The organism is Bradyrhizobium xenonodulans (assembly GCF_027594865.1).
In the GTDB taxonomy this organism is placed as follows: domain Bacteria; phylum Pseudomonadota; class Alphaproteobacteria; order Rhizobiales; family Xanthobacteraceae; genus Bradyrhizobium; species Bradyrhizobium xenonodulans.
The window spans coordinates 6,537,714-6,555,673 of record NZ_CP089391.1 but is presented as its reverse complement, the minus strand read 5'-3'; the positions used below and the strand labels follow the sequence as shown (position 1 = coordinate 6,555,673).

Sequence of the window (17,960 nt, the reverse complement as noted above, 5' to 3'; positions counted from 1 at the left end):
CTCTCCGGGCCCTTAAGCCGTTTCGATGGCGTGGAAGACGAGCGCCGCGGAATAGACGTCCGGCAGCGACTGGATGGTGTTGAGCATGGTGCCGAGGCTGCCGGCATCCGGCGCTTCGGTCACGACGACGAGCTTGCCGCGCGGATCGCGGCCGTGGATCTCGCAGCCGGGCAGGGCGGTGATTGCCGCTTCCAGCTCGGCGAGGCGCTCCGGGCGCGCCTGCACGATGATGCTGGCGATCTCGCAGCCGGGCGGGGAGATGATGCGCTCGGTGCTGAGCACCTGGCCGGTGATCAATGCGCGGCGGTTGAGTGTGGCGTGTGCCATGATGCCTGTCTTTCGCTTGTCGGGGATCAATGCGGGGAGGGCGGCGGGCCGGGAGGGCCGGCAAACATCTGGTAGATCCAGACGCCGAGCCCGTAGGAGCCGACCGTTCCGACCGCGAGGACGGGCATCACGACCGCGGTCAGGAACAGGAACGCAAAAATCTCCATGCGCTTACGGCGCACGCGGGACGTCGTGTCGTCAGGGGCCGACATATTCGGTCTCTCTGAAATGGTCTGGGGAATCGGGACGGCATCCGGGCCGTTGCCTTGTCCCAATTTAAATGCAGCAGGGCCGCTAACGCGTTGATCTGGATCAACCTGTCGAGTTGGACGCACCCCGTCGTGCGCGCCGGAATCGGGCCTTCATTGCTATTTGCAGTCGAGAAATTGTTCTCCCGCATGGCGGAATTGCGACTGCGTAGACAGCGCCGCCTCGCTCATTAAGATGAGCGCAACAAGAATAAGCGGGAGAGCGACGCCATGAAGTTCGGCATCTTCTATGAGCTGCAACTGCCACGGCCCTGGGTGGCCGGCGACGAGCTCGCCCTCTACCAGAACGCGCTCTCGCAGATGGAGCTCGCCGACAGGCTCGGTTACGACCACGCCTGGGTGGTCGAGCATCATTTCCTCGAGGAATATTCCCACTCGCCCTCGCCGGAATCCTTCCTCGCGGCCGCGAGCCAGCGCACCAAAAACATCCGGCTCGGTCACGGCATCCTCCAGCTCACGACGAACCATCCCGCGCGCGTTGCCGAGCGGGTCGCGGTGCTCGATCTGCTCTCCAACGGCCGCTGCGAATTCGGCATGGGGGAGAGCGCCTCGATCACCGAGCTGACGCCGTTCGGCCGCGACATGGAGACCAAGAAGGAGGTGTTCGAGGAGGCGGTCGCTGCGATCTTCCCGATGTTCAAGGATGCGGGCAGCGAGTATCACGGCAAATACTTCGACATCCCCTTGCGCAATGTCGTGCCCAAGCCCGTGCAAAAGCCGCATCCGCCGCTGTGGATGGCCTGCTCGCAGTTGCCGACCATCGAGCGCGCCGGCCGCCACGGCTTTGGCGCGCTCGGATTCCAGTTCGTCAGCGCCGACGCTGCGCATGCCTGGGTGCACGCCTATTACAACGCGATGACCAAGCGTCTCGCCAAGCTCGCCGATTACGAGATCAACCCGAACATGGCGCTGGTGTCGTTCTTCATGTGCGCCAAAACCGACGAAGAGGCGCGTGCCCGCGCCGACGGCGCCACCTTCTTCCAGTTCGCGCTACGCTTCTACGGCGCCTCGCAGAACCGCCAGCGTCCCGCGCCCTACACCGTCAACATGTGGGACGAGTACAACAAGTGGAAGCGCGACAATCCCGAGGCGCAGGAGGCGGCGCTGCGCGGCGGCCTGATCGGCTCACCCGAGACGATCCGCAGGAAGCTGAAGCGCTTCCAGTCCTCGCATATCGACCAGGTCATCCTGCTGAATCAAGCGGGCAAGAACAGCCACGAGCACATCTGCGAATCGCTCGAACTGTTCGGCCGCGAGGTGATGCCGGAATTCCAGAACGATCCGGCGCAGGCGGCCTGGAAGCAAGGCGTGATGAGCGGCGAGATCAAGCTGGAAGAGATCGACACCGAGGCGTTCACCGACCGCTACGGCAAGCTCGCGATCAACGTTCCGCCGGCCAAAGCGGCGGTGGGATAGGCTGTTCGTCAAGTCATGCTGCTGACGCAATTTCTGTCTTAGTCGGTGACAACTTAAAACACTGCGTGGGAACCACTCTGGTTCGCACGACGGTTCCGTAGCCGAGGGGTTGGCGCGAACCCGCAAAAATCCGGTGCAAGCTTCATGAACGCTGCCGCGTTCGCTTGCCTGTTTGCGGTGTCGGGAACCGACGACGAAAAAATCACAGGAGATATGATGCTGTTCCGCTCGAGCGCCGCACTTTGCGGCGCCCTGGTCACGCTTGCCGTTTCTGTTGCCGTTGCTCGTGGAGAAACACGTGGAGTTCACTCAAGCGCCGCCGTCGATGCCGCCTCCGGACATGCAGTCGTCGGCGCTGCGTCCATGTACAATCCGTTCAAGCCCGGCAAGGAGGAGGGCGGTCCGAGCACAGCTTCGGGCGAGCGTTATGATCCCTCCGTCTGGGCGGCTGCCATCAAGACGAGTCTGCGCAGCAAGTTTGGTGGAGTCCAATTTGGCGAGAGGCCGAAATATGCCCTGGTCGAGGCCGTCGGCAAGAAGGTCATCGTCAAGATCAATGACGTGGGACCGCTCAGGCCCGGCCGCATCATCGACTTCAACGAGCGCACCATGCGCCATTTCGATCCAAGCCTGGATCTCGGAGTCATTGAGGACGTAAAAGTCAGCCCACTTTCAGGGGACGATTGGACACCGGGGCCGGTGGGGTGAGCATCCGACGCGAAAGAGGTCGTCCACGTCCCGGACGATGGTTTGCTCGAACAATCGTATCAAGGACTGATGCGGTCGGCCCCTAGCTCCTGCCGTGCTGAACTTGATCGTAGGACTGCAGGATCCGGACAAAATCAGCCATGCTGGATCGATCTCGGTTTTCGGCAATAGCCGCAACCTCGGTATGGGATGTGGACTGGGCCCCTTGCCAGAACCGCATCAGGAGATCGGCGATGTTTCTCATGGCGTACTCGCTGCGGCCAAGCGTGACTGTAGACACCAATTGAGCGGCAATGCGCCGCTCGGTCGAGAAAGGCCGGCGGGCACTACGCCGCCGACCTTGCCCCGCAGCTGCCGGCTCGCAAGACCGGTTCCGTTGCTTTTCACTCTGGATTTATTGGTAGCATCCGCCACTCGGATGGCGCCATTGCGCACGGGTATGAAGGGGGCATACCTAGGTTGGCTTGGACTGGTGAATCGGATCAGTCGACCCAGCGGCGTACGCCGTCCCCGCCGGCTTCCGGTGAATGCCCCTTGCTGCTATCCTCCGTCAAAAGACGTTAGGCGGAGGACAACGATGCGGCCCCACGGGACAATATCAGCCTTTGCGGCAGGCGATGTCACGCCCGCGGTGCTCGCCATCGGCCGCCCCGACTTCCCGAACATCCTCATCGACACGCTGCGCCGGCAGGCCGGCGTCGGCCATTGCATGGTGTTCGCGCTGACGCGCACGGGCGCGGCGCGTTGCCTGCTCGACGCCGGCAACATCCCGATCGGCGCCGATCTCGGCGCGGCCTATGCCGGGCAGTTCCACGAATCCGATCCCAACCGCGATGCACTGTTCGAAGCCGAGACCAGCGCCCCGATCATGCTGCCCCCGTTCGCGCCGCGCATGTACGGCGCGCGCTACCGGAAAATCTTCTTCAACGACTCCGACATTGTCGACAAATGCGCCACCGCGATCTGGACGGACGCTACCTGCTTCTATGTCAATTTCTACCGCATCACGTCCCAGGGTCGTTTTGGTGACATCGAGCGCGCGCGACTTCAGGCTATCGCGCCCGTGATCGGCGCCAGCGTCGCACGTCATTTCCAGCAGGCCGCGACGCCTGACCAGAACCTCGCCGCGTTGTTCGCAACGCGCGCGCCGCTCGCCAACCTCACACCGCGCGAGCAGCAAGTCTGCCGCCATATCCTGCGCGGTCTCAGCTCCGAAGCGATCTCGCAAACACTCGGCATCAGCCTGCATTCGACGCTGACCTACCGCAAGCGCGCCTATGAGCGGCTTGGGATTTCCTCGCAGAATGAATTGTTCGGAATCGTGCTGGATCTGCTGGCGGGGCCGCGCGGGCTGAACTGACGGGACTTGAAGTCCGCGATATCTGCTTCCGAGAGCTAAGCGGACACACAGTCCGTCGGCTGGGATCGTCGCCTTTTGACCCCGAAGCGGACGCGGCCGGCCTAGAACGCCATGTTGAGGCGTGCTCCGCTTCCGACCCGAGGCGTTGTCGGTTATTGGTGGCAGCGCTTATCGGTGACGCTCCGCGCGGCTGTGTTGAGTCGCCACGCGGCGCACGGAGCTGTTGTATTGCCCTCTACTACCCGGCCAAGAGCGTCCAATGCTCTCACAACCGTCACGCAGTGAAGCAACTACAAAATACCCGCCTCTGCCGCACCATCGCGCTCAGTCTGCTTTTGCCGAACCAAACTCAATTCGTCTGCGCACTTGAGAAAGTCGGGCGTACCTGCGCGCACACTGAACTTCTCGCAAAATCCCGTGTTTTCGTTGCTGATTTCCCGGGCCGGCTGCGCTGCCGCTGCAATACGCATGGCGGGGCCTGTGATCAAGAGGGCATAGAGGCCGCAGGCAAGCATCGCGACGGTAGCAACTATCAAAGAGAAAGGTGAAATTGATCGAGTGTTCGCCAGTCTGACATCGGACATTATTACTTCCCGAAATTGGCCTAGAGCCGAGGAGTCATTTGCGACCTCCCGAATACGAAACACCTGAAAATTCGATATAGTGCACCTCCACGATCGTGATTGGTGAAGTAGTTCACACCGAGGCGATCTTCGTGGCGTGATCAAAGCACGGACAGAGGATGGGTACCGGGTGGCCAAATCGACTCCACCCTTGCTTAGCGGCTGGTCCCACGCTACGGTTCCATTTTGGAGCCGGTGGTCAATCGTGCTCAGTGTTTGGTTGCGCTATAGGGGAAAGATAATTTCCTCGTGTGCCTCTCTCGGGCTGGCTGCGGTGTGGACGGCGTTCACCCTCATATTTCAGCCGAGCAGCCTGGGCTATATTGCAACTGCGGTAGCTACAGCCTGTCTGATTTACGTGATCCAAAGTCATTACATTGGCTTGAAATAGACTGCTCTTCATCGTGGGCATGTTGACGAGACAGAGCGATGAATGCCGATCGCCTTAAGCCTTACGTGTTGAGCCTATTCCGGTTCATTGCCGGGCTCATTCTCTTCCACTACGGCGTCGCGAAGCTGTTCAAGTTTCCGCCGGTTGAGATCTTCGCGGATGTCACGCCGTTCTCGCTCTGGGGTGTTGCAGGCATGTTCGAACTCGTGCTCGGCGGCATGCTTATGTTAGGCCTGCTGACGCGGCTAGCGGCCTTTATCCTGTCGGGAGAAATGGCTTTCGCATATTTCCTTGAGCATCTGCCGCATAGTTTCTACCCAGCAGTCAATGACGGCGGACTGGCTATCGTGCTTAGCTTCGGCTGCCTTTATCTTGCCGTCGCTGGCGGAGGGCCAATCGGCCTCGATGCAATGCTCGGCCGCAGGTCGGGAATAGGCGCGAGCGGCGTCGGCCTCAAAACTCGCGGCCGATCAGCCGGTCGATCGAATAACGGCCACCGCCCTTGAAGAAAACCGCGATACAGAGCACGGCCCACAGCAATGCATACTCATATCCACGATTGGTCCAAAAATATCCGAATTGCCACTGGAATAGGAACACGATCACGATCATCTCGATCCCGACGATGGCGGCGGCGATCCGCGTGAACAATCCGATGGCGAGGCAAGCGGCGGCGACCGATTCGGCAAAGTATCTCAGGTAGGCGTCTTCCTGCGATAGCAGCGCAGATTGCTCACGTAACACCACACCGGTTTCGCTATTCCCGTTGTGGAGCAAACAACATGCACCTGCAAACGGAGCGAAACCGCAGCTCAGCATCGAGCGAACATCGCCGGAAGCCGTGACGCACGCGAACCAATTGCTGCCACGATTGTTGGGGCTTGGTTTGCTCTTTTGCGGAGCATGCGTCCGGTTATGGCCCTTAGCTGCCTCCCCGTTTCTATGCACCGACGTCGGCTTAACGGTGCGCGAGCGAACCAAGGTCGAACATGGCCGCGACGCAGCAGCGCGTCATCCACGTCGCTCCCTAAATATCAAGCGGTGCTCCCAATTGCCGAACAAGAGTGCGGCGTTAACCATCGCCAACGGTTCCTGCCCGGGCGGCATCGCTTCGATGTTTCTTAAATTTTGCTGGGTACCTCTTGGGCATGGCGACCAGGGGAAAGAGTATGGGTAAGCGGGCCAAACGCGGAAGGGCAGAGACGCTCGCAATACCTCTGGTCGCGAGAGTTGCGATTGGCGCCGTGGCCGTCGCCGTGGTGGGATACGGTTTGTTATCTCCGCCGGCGAGCGTGCAACCGATAAAGAAGCCGTCCGCGCAACCAGTCCAAGTCCAGGCCCAGGCATCGTCAACGCCGGTTTATGTGGCAACGCCAGTTCATGCAGCGGCGCCAGTTCCGGCACCGGCTCCGGCCCCGGCGCCTCTGGTCGAACCGCCAAAAGCCGCTGAGGGTCCCGGAGCATTGGTTCGGCAGGTGGTCGACTACGCCAGCCGCCAGACGCCGGGCACCGTGATCATCGATACCGGAAACACATTCCTCTATTTCGTTCTGAACGACAGGCAAGCGCTGCGCTACGGCATCGGTGTCGGCCGCGAAGGTTTCACATGGTCCGGTGAGCAGACCGTGGCCCGTAAGGCAGAGTGGCCGGATTGGCATCCGCCTACCGAGATGATCGGGCGTCAGCCCTATCTGCCGCGGTTCATGGCAGGCGGTCCCGGCAACCCGCTCGGCGCCCGGGCGATGTATCTCGGCGAGACTGAATATCGCATTCACGGCACCAACAAGCCCGACACGATCGGCAAGCGGGTCTCGTCCGGTTGTATCCGGCTGACCAATGACGACGTCGTGGACCTCTATGAGCGGGTGAAAGTCGGAGCGAAAGTGATCGTGCTTCCGGCAAGCGTTGCACGTCGACCATCCCAGGGCGCGCCGCCTGACGCCGCTTTCCGCTTGCCGGAGCCGGCATCGCCGTCGAAGCGGCCCTTGGCGGCCAACGCGCAGATGCCGTCGTCTGGACCGAAGATCGCCGAGGCCCAGTAGCTCAGCCCTCCGTCCAGAAAAAATCCATCTGCGGAATCGGCTGACCGATCTGCAAAGCCGACTGTAGCGGCCGTTTCCTCCGCGCCATCCTTGAGAGGATGCCAGCGAAGATTCGGGCTGCTGCAACGCGGGACCTGACGCCTTTAACGCGGGCTGCCAAAAGCCTCTCTCACGCCTGCGCGCGATGCAGGCGACCCCGCGAGAGCACCACGCCGACGCGGCGCCATGTTGCCTGGGCTCATTCCATCGGAGGAGGCCACCGCCGCTTGTGTGTGCGGCGTCACGGATGGGCGCGTCAGGCCGGGCTATCACTCATCCCACGACGACAATCTGCTGCAAAACAAACAAACAGGTGGACCATGACGAAGATTGCGATGATCACGAAAACGGCGGCCGCGATGGTGTTGGCGAGCGTGGCGGCTGGCGTTATGAGCAACTCCGCGCAGGCCGGCTGGGGCACGAACGGGCAGTACGGCAATGCGCCCCAGGCCAGGCCTCAAATCGGTCCCCACTTCGGCGGCTATGGCGGCAACGGCGGCCAGCCCCCCGCCGTCCTGGTTCCCGGTCCGCGGCCGATGCAGCCGCAAGTCGTGGTCTATCCTCGCCCCGCGCCGCCCCCGGTCTATGTGCCGCCGCCGGTCGTCGTCAGGCCGGTGCCGGTCGTCGTCAACCGGCCAGTTTATATCCCGACCGCGCCGGTGGTGAAGGAGACGGTCGTCGTTCAGCGGCCCGCGACCGTGGTTGCGAGCACGCCGGCGCCCGTCGTGGCGGCGGCCCCCGCTCCGGTCGTCAACAACAATTGCAACTGCCTCGTGAAGGAATATCCCCAGGCCGGCGTCGTGGTGTTCAGGGATATCTGCACCAAGGAGAGCGCGACCTACACCAACCTGCCGCAGCAGACCTCGCAGGCCGTGCTGCCGCCGACCCAGTAATCTCTGGCGGTCGCAATCGATGACGTCTAACGCGGCAAGGACCGTTGCCGCGTTAGACCTGCTCCTCAGCACGCTTGCCTTTCCGCAGACGAAGCTGGACAGCGACCGCGGCGTATGCGCTTTGCCGCCTTCCCGGGCGATCCCTATTTCGCAGCCTCCGCCGCTGTCTTGATGAAGTCGACGACCTCGTCGGGATGCGAGAGCATCACGGCATGACTGCTCTGGATTTCGCGGACTTGAGCGCCGGCTCGTTTCGCCATTGCGCGCTGCGTTCCGGGTGGGATCATATGATCGTGCGTCGTCAGCATGAAGTAAGTCGGCTTCTGCTTCCAGGCCGGGCTCGTGATCTTGGTCTGCACCGCGGCGGTCCCCCAGGGCATCTGCGCCGCAGCCATGAACGTCGTCAGCGAACGATCGACGTCCGCCGCGAAGGCGGCAGGAAACTTGCTCTGGTCGACAAGCAGGAAGCCGTCTCGGGCCGGCAGCAGTGGCGCGCTCGGCTCGCCGGGCGGTGGTTTCGACGCCAGATCGGACACCGACTCTCCGGCCTCGGGCGCGAACGCCGCCAGGTAGACCAGGCTGGCAACCTTTGCGTCGCTGCCCGCCTCCGTGATGACAGCCCCGCCATAGGAGTGGCCGACGAGGAGCACCGGATTTGTCGCCCTGGCGATCACCTGCCTGGTCGCGGCGACGTCGCCCTCGAGCGTAACAGTGGGATTCTGGACGACGAGCACTTCGTAACCGTCGCCGGTGAGCTTGTCGTAGACCGCCTTCCAGCCGGAGGCATCGACAAAGGCGCCGTGCACGAGAACGATCGAGATCGGTTTGCTTGCGCTCGATTGCGCCGAGGAAGGAAGGCTGGCGGCCATGGAGAGGAGCGCTCCCAGGATCAGATGTTTCATTGCGATACCTCTTGAACAGACGAAAAGCCGCCGCCTCTGATCTCGATCCGGGTGGCATTGGACCCGGCCACAAGCACTTTTCCTTTCGACATCCTGCTTCCTCTTCAGTTGAGTATCGACGCTCCACGCCAGGCGGCTCGTCCAGGCGTCATTCTCACTTCGATCCAGCGACTATAATCTGGCGAGGCGACGCAGGCCGGTTAAATCAGGTAAAGCCTCGGCTCGCGGCAGCGCTTGAGCGAAGCTGAAGGGAGGGCTTTGGACGTCCTGCGACGAAATGCTCGCTGCAATCGTGCTTTTTCAAAATCGCCGTGTTCAGCAGGATTGCGGTGCGTGATATTCAGAGGATCTGTCGGATCGGTTGGCAATGATCAATGCGGGCTAGCACGGAGACACTGCAAGAGGCCCGACGTCGAGGTGAACTCACATTCTCGTTCGGCCCATTTCGACTGGTTCCGCGCCGCCAGGTTCTTCTTCTCGATGGCCGCCCCGTCAAAATGGGCGGCCGCGCCTTCGAGCTCCTGCAACTGCTGGTCCAGCGCTCGGGCGAGCTCGTCAGCAAGGATGAGTTGATGGAGGCCGCCTGGCCGGGCACCTTCCTCCACGACAGCAATCTCAAGGTCAACATGTGGAGCTTGAGGCGTTCGCTGGGCGATACGCAGGTTGAGCCGGTCTACATCACGACCGTGGCGCGGCGCGGCTACAAGTTCATTGCGGATGTGCAGGCCAGCGTCGGCGAGATCGAGGATGATCCGGCACCTGTGGCACCGGCCCGTCCCAGGCCGCCCGTGGTGCGAGGCATCGTTGGCCGCGAAGCCGAAATCGCCGCCATTGCCAAGGCTTTGATCGAGACGAGGCACGTCACCCTGGTCGGCGCAGGTGGGGTCGGCAAGACAACGGTCGCCATCGCAGCAGCACAGGTGTTCGCACCACATTGCCGCGACGGTGTCTGCTTCGTCGATCTCGCGACGATTTCCGATCCGATGCTTTTCGGCACCGCGCTGGTCACGGCCCTGGGCATCAGGGGCAATTCGGACAACAACATGACAGCGGTGCTCGATTATCTCAGGGCGCGGCAGATGCTGGTCGTTCTGGACAATTGCGAGCATGTGCTGCCTGCGGCCACCATGTTTGCCGGCCGGTTCGCGACGGACACATCGTTCTCCAGGCTGCTTGCCACCAGCCGCGAGCCGCTCGGCACCGCCAACGAGCATCTCGTGCGCCTTGGTTCGCTTGGCTCGCCCAGACCGGGCTCTGCCCTCACGACTGATCAGGCCGCCAGATTTCCCGGGGTGCAGCTGTTTGTCCAGCGCGCCGTGGAATGGTCGGACTACCAGTTCGTCGATGACGATTGCGACGCCGTCGCCCGGATATGCCACTCGCTCGACGGCCTTCCTCTGGCCATCGAACTGGCGGCCGCCCAGATTGGCAGGTTCAGTCCTCGCCAATTGGTGACGCTGCTCGACCAGAACCTGGGTTTTCGTGCCCCGAGCCTCGACGGCGCAACACCGCGTCACGAGACCCTGATGGCGACGATCGACTGGAGCTTCAGGCTGCTGTCGCAGAGGGACGCCAGGCTATTCGGCGTGTTGTCGGTGTTCAACGACGCGTTCGAGACGGAGGATGCGGTTTTTGTCGCGGAGACGGCGGGCCTCACGCCGGTCGACGTCGTCACCGGCCTCGGCAGCCTCGTTGCCAAATCGCTGCTGAACGCGCAGGCGGGAGGAGGGACCCTTCGCTACCGGCTGCTCGACAGCACACGGCGTTATGCGGCCGAGCGCCGTCTGGCTGATCCTGCTTCGGGCCAGGCCCTGAGCCGTCACGCGCAGCGCGTCCTCGCGCTGTTCGAGTTGTCCGAGGAGGAGTGGAACTGGCGCGAACCGTCCGATTGGACACAGCGCTACCTTGGTCGCATCGCCGATTTGAGGGCGGCTTTGTCATGGGCGTTCGGCGAGGGAGGGGACCCTCTCCTCGGGATCAGGCTGACGGTTGCCGGCATTACCCTGTGGTCGGAGACCTCGATCCTGTCCGAAGCCCAGGCGCGGTTGGAGTCCGCGCTCGCTTTGACCAGGTCCATTGCATGCGACGATCTGCTCAAGGCAAAGCTTGCCTGTGCGCTTGGTTGGAGTCTGTTCTACGCCCGCAAGCTCTCGAACGAAAACGAGCTTGCGTGGCTCGACGCCATCGCCTTTGCAAGGCGCGCCGGCGACATCGAATATCAGCAACGCGCACTGGTGGGGTTTGCTTTTTACCTGCTCCAGATCGGCCAAATCCCGCGTGCGATAACCCATCTTGAAGAAGCAACGGCACTGGCCGATCGGGACCGCGACCTGACGTCGACGTCGGAAGCCGATCGAGCCTGGGCCTGGGCTCACGCCTTCGCCGGCGAATTGAGCAAGAGCCGCCCGGTTCTCGACCGCCTTGCGGCCACCTATTCGCTGGCCGACGGCCGGTCGCGCAAGGATGCGAACGAGGTCTATCGGTTCATCACCGTTCGTTTCAACCTGCCCTTCGTCGCGTGGATGCAAGGACAAGCCGCCTATGCGGCGAAGCTGGCCCACGACGCCGTGGAAGCTGCCGATCGCGGTGGTCATTGGGTGTCGCAGTCCAACGCGCTTGGGCTCGCCGCGCTTCCGGTCTCACTCGAGACCGGGAATTTGGCGGCCCTCGAAAATTACACGGCGCGGCTGCGTCGCAATCTGGAACGGGAGCGTATCTCGCGCTGGATCCCGGTCGAACGCTATTTCTCCGCCTGCCTACGCGATTTGCGCGGCGATCCGCACGCGGTGGAGGACATTCGTGCCGCGATTGAGGAACTGATCGAATGTCGTTTTCTGATGCGAATTGGCAGCTATCTCGCGACCCTCGCCCGCGCCTATCTGCGGCAGGGGCGGATCGAGGAGGCGCATAAGGCCATCGCAGGAGCCATCCACCGTCAGGAAAGTCAGGGAGAGCGTTGGTGCCGTTCGGAACTGCAACGGGTCGAGGCATCCGTCCTCCTTCACGCCGGTGAGCCGCTGCTGGCCGAAAGCCGACTGGAGCAGGCACTCGTCGAAGCGCGCGCGATAGGGGCAAAGACCTTCGCGCTGCGCATAGCCACCGATCTCGCCGCGCACTGGATCGCCGCCGGGCGCAGACCCAAGGCCGTCCGATTGCTCACTCCGGTCTATCAAGAGTTCACTGAGGGCTTCGAAACTCAGGATCTGCTCGCTGCCTCGCACCTGTTGGAGCGTGCGCGAGCGTCCCGGTAGGGCAATTCGATCGTGCACTGGCCCTGTGAAGGACACGCCCTTGGGCTGGTCTGTCCCAAGCGCTGGGGACAGACGGCGGCGCACGAATACGATAGCCTTGGCATCGAGGAAACCAGAACCCAGGGAAACCCTCTTGAGCACCGCGCCGCGCATCGACATCGACCCGGCCGCATTCTGGGCCGACCCCTATCCGATGCTCGCGAAGATGCGGAAAGAAGCGCCGATCGCCTTCGTGCCGCAGCTCGGCTCGACGCTGCTGACCAGCCGCGACGACATCTCGATCTCGGAGAAGCAGATCGACGTGTTCTCCTCGCACCAGCCCGCGGGCCTGATGAACCGGCTGATGGGCCACAACATGATGCGCAAGGACGGCGAGGCGCATCAGGTCGAGCGGCGCGCGATGTTTCCGACGGTGTCGCCGAAGACGGTGAAGGCGCATTGGACCGCGCAGTTCCAGGCCCACGCCGATCGCATCATCAACGAGATCGAGCCCGGCCGGATCGATTTCATGCGCGACTTCGCGCTGCCGTTCTCCGGCGAATGCCTGAAGTCGATCACCGGCCTCACCAATATCGGCTTTGAGGACATGGACGCGTGGTCGCAAGGCATGATCGAGGGCATCGCCAATTACAGCGGCGATCCCGCGGTCGAGGCGCGCTGCCATGCGGCGACGTCGGGCATCGATGCCGCGATCGACGACATCCTGCCGGTGATGCGCAAGCATCCGGACCAGAGCATTTTGGGCGTGCTCCTCGCGTCCGGCATGGCCATGGAGAGCGTGCGCGCGAATGTAAAACTTGCGATATCGGGCGGCCAGAACGAGCCGCGCAAGGCGATCGCCGGCACGGTTTGGGCGCTGCTGACCCATCACGACCAGCTCGATCTCGTGCGCAGGGGCGAGGTGACCTGGCTGCAGGCGTTCGAGGAATACGCCCGTTGGATCTCGCCGATCGGCATGTCGCCGCGGCGGATCGCAAAGGCGTGGAGCATCCGGGATGTCTCGTTCGAGACGGACGAGCGCGTGTTCCTGATGTTCGGCTCCGCCAATCGCGACGAGAAGCATTTTGAGCGCGCCGATGCGTTCGACGTCCGGCGTGACACCACCAAGAGCGTCGCCTTCGGCGCCGGCCCGCATTTCTGCGCCGGCGCCTTCGCCTCGCGCGCGATGATTGCCGACGTCGCCCTGCCGACCGTGTTCGCGCGCGCCAAGCAGCTCGAGATCGCTGATGGCGAGCCGGTGCGGATCGGCGGCTGGGCGTTCAGGGGCTTGCAGAATCTGCCGGTGAAATGGCTGCATTAGTTACAAGGCGCGCCCTCGCCATAAAGGCGGTGTCGTCGCCCGGCTCGACCGGGCGATCCAGTACGCCGCGGCAGTCGTGTGAAGCATTGGCGTCTCTGGAATACTGGATTCCCCGCCTTCGCGGGGAATGACAGCAGAGGGTGTGGGAGGCGTTTTGGCCGACCGCCCCAGCCCGCCATGATGCCATCATGCTCCTGTTTTGCCCGACGGGTCAAACCAACTTCGGATAATACGTAAGTCGTTGATTTCGCACGTCCTGTCTACTGTGCATGGGGTTGTTTTTCACATTTCCTGTTCCGGCGCTGACGGCGCCAGGCCAAGTCCCTGCGGCTCTCACATTCGCGTGCAGAAAAATTCCATCCTCATTCGCTCCGCCGCTTGAAAGATTAATCATGCGCGTTGCCGCGCGCGCAGTGCTTGCATCGCTATTTTTCCGGCCGTCTCGACACCTCCGATAACCCGCACCATCATTGTTCGAAACGTGAATGATGACGGCCGCGCGCGGTCGGGAGTGTGGAATGCAACGTCGCGACTTCTTGAAACTGTCCGTTGGAACAGCGGCCGCCGCCGCATTCGCTTCGCGCGCCAACGCGCAAGGCGCGGTGAAGGACATTCGTATCGGCTACCAGAAGAACGGCGTGCTGGTCATCACGCGCCAGCAGGCCGCGCTGGAAAAGCATTTCACAGCCTTAGGCATCGGGGTGAAATGGATCGAGTTCTCCTCGGGGCCGCCGATGATGGAGGCGATGAATGTCGGCAGCGTCGATTACGGAGCGGTCGGAGATTCTCCGCCGGTGTTCGCCCAGGCCGCAGGCGCCGCGATCGTCTACGCCGCCGGCCAGCCCATCACCAACGGCCAGGGCATCCTGGTGCCGAAGGATTCTCTGATCCGCGTGATTGCCGAACTGAAGGGCAAGCGCATCGGCTTCACCAAGGGCTCCAGCGCGCACAACATCGTGGTGCAGACGCTGGAAAAGGCCGGCCTCACCTATGCCGACATCATTCCGGTCTATCTGACCCCGCCGGACGCCGGCCCTGCGTTTGCCAACGGCAGCATCGAGGCCTGGGCGATCTGGGATCCTTACTTCGCGATCGGCGAGACCAGGCAGAGCGGCCGCATCCTGATCAATGCGCGCGAGGTCACCAAGACCAACTCCTTCTACATCGCCAACCGCGACTTCGCGAAGAACCACGGCGCGATCTTGCAGCAGATCGTCGACGTCACGACCGCAACGGCCAAATGGGCCGAGCAGAATCGCGACGAGGTCGCAAAATCGCTCGCCGCCGTCACGGGCATTCCGCTCGACATCCAGACCGTTGCCGCCAACCGCGCAAACTTCGAGGTCGGTCCCGTCACCGACGACATCGTCGCGACCCAGCAGGGCGTCGCCGACCGCTTCACCAGGCTCGGCCTGATCCCGAAGCCGATCGTCATCCGCGACATCGTCTGGCGCAACCCGGCAGCCTGACCGTGCCGACCGATCTTCCCATCCAAAAGGGTTTGAACATGAGGCGTATCATCCAGCGTCTGATCGCGGCCATCATGCTGTCGATCGGCATCGTCGCCGCGGCCGTCGGCACCTCCTACGGTCAGGACAAGGTGGTCCGCATCGGCTACCAGAAATACGGCAAGCTGGTGCTGCTCAAGAGTAAGGGCGCGCTGGAGCCGAAGCTCGCCGCCGACGGCTACAAGGTGGTGTGGACCGAATTTCCGTCCGGCCCGCCGCTGCTGGAAGCGCTCAATGTCGGCGCGATCGATTTCGGCAACACCGGCGAAGCCCCGCCGATCTTCGCGCAGGCCGCCGGCGCGCCGATCCAGTACGTCGCCTATGAGCCGCCCGCGCCGAAGGGCGAGGCGATCCTGGTGCCGAAGGACAGCCCGCTGAAGTCGGTTGCCGATCTCAAGGGCAAGAAGGTCGCGCTGAACAAGGGCTCCAACGTCCACTATCTCCTGGTCAAGGCGCTGGAGAAGGCTGGTGTGAAGTATTCCGAGATCGAGCCCGTGTTCCTCGCACCCGCCGATGCGCGCGCTGCCTTCGAGCGCGGCGCGGTCGATGCCTGGATGATCTGGGATCCGTTCCAGGCGGCGGCGGAAGCCGCAACCGGTGCGCGGACGCTCACTGACGGCACCGGCATCGTCGCCAACTACCAGTTCTATTTCTCCTCGAAGAAATTTCTCGCCGCCAACCCTGAGATCGTCGACGTCGTGCTCGCCGAGCTCCGCGCGGTCGACGATTGGGCCAAGGGCGACATCCATGCGGTGGCCGAGCAGCTGGCGCCGGCGATCGGCCTGTCGGTGCCGGTGGTCGAGGTGGCCTTGAAGCGGCAGTCCTACGGCATCAAGCCGATCACGGATGCCGTCATCGCCGATCAGCAGCAGGTCGCCGATGCGTTCTTCGCCCTCAACCTGATTCCCAAATCCATCAGGATTTCCGACGTCGCGCGGAAACCAGGATCGTGAGTACAGCCATGAGCACGCCATCCAACGCCAACATTCTCTGGTTCCTGCCGACCCACGGCGACGGCCGCTATCTCGGCACCGGCATTGGCGGCCGCGAGGTCAATTTCAACTATCTGCGCCAGATCGCGCAGGCCGCCGATCAGCTCGGCTATTTCGGCGTGCTGCTGCCGACCGGGCGGTCCTGCGAGGATTCCTGGATCGTTGCGTCCAGCGTCGCGCCGTTCACCGAGCGGCTGCGCTATCTCGTCGCCGCCCGCCCTGGGCTGCAATCGCCGAGCGTGGCGGCGCGCATGACGGCGACGCTCGACCGCATCAGCAATGGCCGGTTGCTCGTCAACGTCGTCACCGGCGGCGATCCCGTCGAGAACAAGGGCGACGGCATCTTCCTCGGCCATGACGAGCGCTACGAGGTTACCCGCGAGTTCCTCAGCGTCTATAGCGAGCTGCTCGCTGGCAGGACGGTCAATGTCGAGGGCAAGCACATCCATGTCGAAGGCAGCAAGCTGCTGTTTCCGCCGGTGCAGTCGCCGCGGCCGCCGCTGTATTTCGGCGGCTCCTCGGATGCCGGCATCGACGTCGCCGTCGACACCGTCGACAAATATCTCACCTGGGGCGAGCCGCCGGCGCTGGTCGCCGAGAAGATCGCGAAGGTGAGGGAGGTCGCTGCGGCGCGTGGCCGAAAGCTCTCCTTCGGCATCCGGCTTCATGTGATTGTCCGCGAAACCAACGAAGAGGCCTGGCGTGCGGCCAACGAGCTGATCAGGCATGTCAGCGACGACACCATCGCGACCGCGCAGAAGAACTTTGCCCGCATGGACTCCGTCGGCCAGCAGCGCATGGCGCAGCTCCATGGCGGCAAGCGCGACAAGCTCGAGATCGCGCCGAACCTCTGGGCCGGTGTCGGCCTCGTGCGCGGCGGCGCCGGCACGGCGCTGGTCGGCGACGCCCAGACGGTCGTGGAGCGCATCAAGGAGTATCAGGACATCGGCATCGATACCTTCATCATGTCGGGCTACCCGCATCTGGAGGAAGCCTATCGCTTCGCCGAGCTGGTGTTCCCGCTGCTCTCGCTGGAGCAGCCCTCCAACGTGACCAGGCTCCACTTCAACGGCGGCCCCTTCGGCGAAACGGTCGGCAGCGATTACCGCCCGCAGCATAAGGTGTCGCAGTCATGAGCCTGATCGACAGCGTTTCGCTCCCGCGCAGCCTTCGCCTGCCGCGGGTCGACGGCCTCGTCCAGTGGATCGTGCCGCTCGCCATCATCGCGATCTGGCAGGTCGCGAGCGTCACCGGCTTCGTGCCGATCCGCGTGCTGCCGGCGCCGAGCGACGTCGTGCTCGCGGGCTGGAAGCTGCTGCTGTCCGGCGAGCTCGTTCGCAACATCTGGGTGTCGTTCTGGCGCGCCTCGATCGGCTTCCTGATCGGCGGCAGCATCGGCTTTGCTTTCGGTCTCGCCAACGGCCTGTCGCAGCTCTCGGCAAAACTCACCGACACCACGCTCCAGATGGTGCGCAACGTGCCGCACCTGGCGCTGATCCCGCTGGTCATCCTGTGGTTCGGCATCGACGAGAGCGCAAAGCTGTTCCTGGTGGCGCTGGGCGTGTTCTTCCCGATCTACCTCAACACGCTGCACGGCATCCGCACCGTCGATCCGCAGCTGATCGAGATGGGCCGCATCTACGGCATGACCGACAGCGAATTGTTCCGCCGCGTGATCTTCCCGGGCGCGTTGCCCTCGATCTTCGTCGGCATCCGCTTCGCGCTCGGCATCATGTGGCTGACGCTGATCGTCGCCGAGACCATCGCGGCGTCCTCGGGCCTCGGCTACATGGCGATGCAGGCGCGCGAGTTCATGCTGATCGACGTCGTCGTGCTCTCGATCCTGATCTACGCTCTGCTCGGCAAGCTCGCCGACAGCGCCTCCCGCGTGCTGGAGCGCCTGACGCTTTCCTGGCACCCCGCCTTCCAGAAACGTTGA

General features: G+C 63.1%; 17 protein-coding genes. 12 read left to right on the top strand and 5 right to left on the bottom strand.

The genetic code is table 11. The features are described from left to right. Positions 1 to 12: 12 nt before the first annotated feature. A complete protein-coding gene (locus I3J27_RS31185; protein WP_270162691.1) occupies positions 13 to 327 on the bottom strand; it encodes a chaperone NapD in 315 nt (104 codons plus the stop codon). Positions 328 to 353: 26 nt separating this feature from the next. Then, the gene (gene napE, locus I3J27_RS31180) at positions 354 to 539 is read right to left on the bottom strand and encodes a periplasmic nitrate reductase, NapE protein (protein WP_027532529.1); all 186 of its coding nucleotides are present in this window, start codon (positions 537 to 539) and stop codon (positions 354 to 356) included. A 267-nt stretch (positions 540 to 806) separates the two neighbouring features. Between napE and I3J27_RS31175 the strand changes: the two genes are divergently transcribed. The 3 genes from I3J27_RS31175 (at position 807) to I3J27_RS31165 (ending at position 4,080) form a co-directional block, all read left to right on the top strand. Next, positions 807 to 2,012 (top strand): LLM class flavin-dependent oxidoreductase, encoded by a 1,206-nt coding sequence (locus I3J27_RS31175; RefSeq protein ID WP_270162690.1) that lies wholly within the window; start codon positions 807 to 809, stop codon positions 2,010 to 2,012. 213 nt (positions 2,013 to 2,225) lie between these two features. After that, positions 2,226 to 2,720, top strand: a complete 495-nt coding sequence (locus I3J27_RS31170) for a septal ring lytic transglycosylase RlpA family protein (RefSeq protein ID WP_306417076.1) — start codon at positions 2,226 to 2,228, stop codon at positions 2,718 to 2,720. A gap of 577 nt (positions 2,721 to 3,297) precedes the next feature. Further along, positions 3,298 to 4,080: a helix-turn-helix transcriptional regulator gene (locus I3J27_RS31165; protein WP_270162688.1), complete on the top strand. Its 783-nt coding sequence runs from the start codon at positions 3,298 to 3,300 to the stop codon at positions 4,078 to 4,080. 290 nt (positions 4,081 to 4,370) lie between these two features. Here I3J27_RS31165 and I3J27_RS31160 read toward each other — a convergent pair whose 3' ends face one another. Continuing rightward, on the bottom strand, positions 4,371 to 4,664 hold the full coding sequence (locus tag I3J27_RS31160) for a hypothetical protein (protein ID WP_270162687.1): 294 nt from the start codon (positions 4,662 to 4,664) through the stop codon (positions 4,371 to 4,373). A gap of 468 nt (positions 4,665 to 5,132) precedes the next feature. Here I3J27_RS31160 and I3J27_RS31155 point away from each other — a divergent pair, with 468 nt between their 5' ends. Next, a complete protein-coding gene (locus I3J27_RS31155; RefSeq protein ID WP_270162686.1) occupies positions 5,133 to 5,600 on the top strand; it encodes a DoxX family protein in 468 nt (155 codons plus the stop codon). On the opposite strand, the gene I3J27_RS31150 is transcribed toward I3J27_RS31155, so the two are convergent. Continuing rightward, positions 5,548 to 5,871 (bottom strand): DoxX family protein, encoded by a 324-nt coding sequence (locus I3J27_RS31150; protein WP_270162685.1) that lies wholly within the window; start codon positions 5,869 to 5,871, stop codon positions 5,548 to 5,550. The genes I3J27_RS31155 and I3J27_RS31150 overlap by 53 nt on opposite strands. A gap of 392 nt (positions 5,872 to 6,263) precedes the next feature. Here I3J27_RS31150 and I3J27_RS31145 point away from each other — a divergent pair, with 392 nt between their 5' ends. Together I3J27_RS31145 and I3J27_RS31140 are read left to right on the top strand one after the other, a co-directional pair. Further along, complete coding sequence (locus I3J27_RS31145) at positions 6,264 to 7,136, top strand: L,D-transpeptidase (protein WP_270162684.1); 873 nt, start codon at positions 6,264 to 6,266, stop codon at positions 7,134 to 7,136. Between the two features lie 359 nt (positions 7,137 to 7,495). After that, positions 7,496 to 8,068 (top strand): hypothetical protein, encoded by a 573-nt coding sequence (locus I3J27_RS31140; RefSeq protein WP_270162683.1) that lies wholly within the window; start codon positions 7,496 to 7,498, stop codon positions 8,066 to 8,068. A gap of 143 nt (positions 8,069 to 8,211) precedes the next feature. Here the strand turns inward: I3J27_RS31140 and I3J27_RS31135 are convergent, their stop codons facing one another. Further along, on the bottom strand, positions 8,212 to 8,970 hold the full coding sequence (locus tag I3J27_RS31135; protein ID WP_270162682.1) for an alpha/beta hydrolase: 759 nt from the start codon (positions 8,968 to 8,970) through the stop codon (positions 8,212 to 8,214). A gap of 497 nt (positions 8,971 to 9,467) precedes the next feature. Here I3J27_RS31135 and I3J27_RS31130 point away from each other — a divergent pair, with 497 nt between their 5' ends. The 6 genes from I3J27_RS31130 to ssuC all read left to right on the top strand — a co-directional run bounded on the left by I3J27_RS31130 (position 9,468) and on the right by ssuC (position 17,960). After that, entirely contained in the window at positions 9,468 to 12,221 is a 2,754-nt protein-coding gene (locus tag I3J27_RS31130) for an ATP-binding protein (protein ID WP_270162681.1), read from the top strand. Between the two features lie 133 nt (positions 12,222 to 12,354). Continuing rightward, positions 12,355 to 13,521: a cytochrome P450 gene (locus tag I3J27_RS31125; protein ID WP_270162680.1), complete on the top strand. Its 1,167-nt coding sequence runs from the start codon at positions 12,355 to 12,357 to the stop codon at positions 13,519 to 13,521. Between the two features lie 518 nt (positions 13,522 to 14,039). Continuing rightward, positions 14,040 to 14,990: an aliphatic sulfonate ABC transporter substrate-binding protein gene (locus I3J27_RS31120; RefSeq protein ID WP_270162679.1), complete on the top strand. Its 951-nt coding sequence runs from the start codon at positions 14,040 to 14,042 to the stop codon at positions 14,988 to 14,990. 38 nt (positions 14,991 to 15,028) lie between these two features. Further along, positions 15,029 to 15,982 (top strand): sulfonate ABC transporter substrate-binding protein, encoded by a 954-nt coding sequence (locus I3J27_RS31115; protein WP_270162678.1) that lies wholly within the window; start codon positions 15,029 to 15,031, stop codon positions 15,980 to 15,982. Positions 15,983 to 15,990: 8 nt separating this feature from the next. After that, entirely contained in the window at positions 15,991 to 17,157 is a 1,167-nt protein-coding gene (gene ssuD, locus I3J27_RS31110) for an FMNH2-dependent alkanesulfonate monooxygenase (RefSeq protein ID WP_270162677.1), read from the top strand. Continuing rightward, a complete protein-coding gene (gene ssuC, locus I3J27_RS31105; protein WP_270162676.1) occupies positions 17,154 to 17,960 on the top strand; it encodes an aliphatic sulfonate ABC transporter permease SsuC in 807 nt (268 codons plus the stop codon). The genes ssuD and ssuC overlap by 4 nt, the downstream gene beginning before the upstream one ends.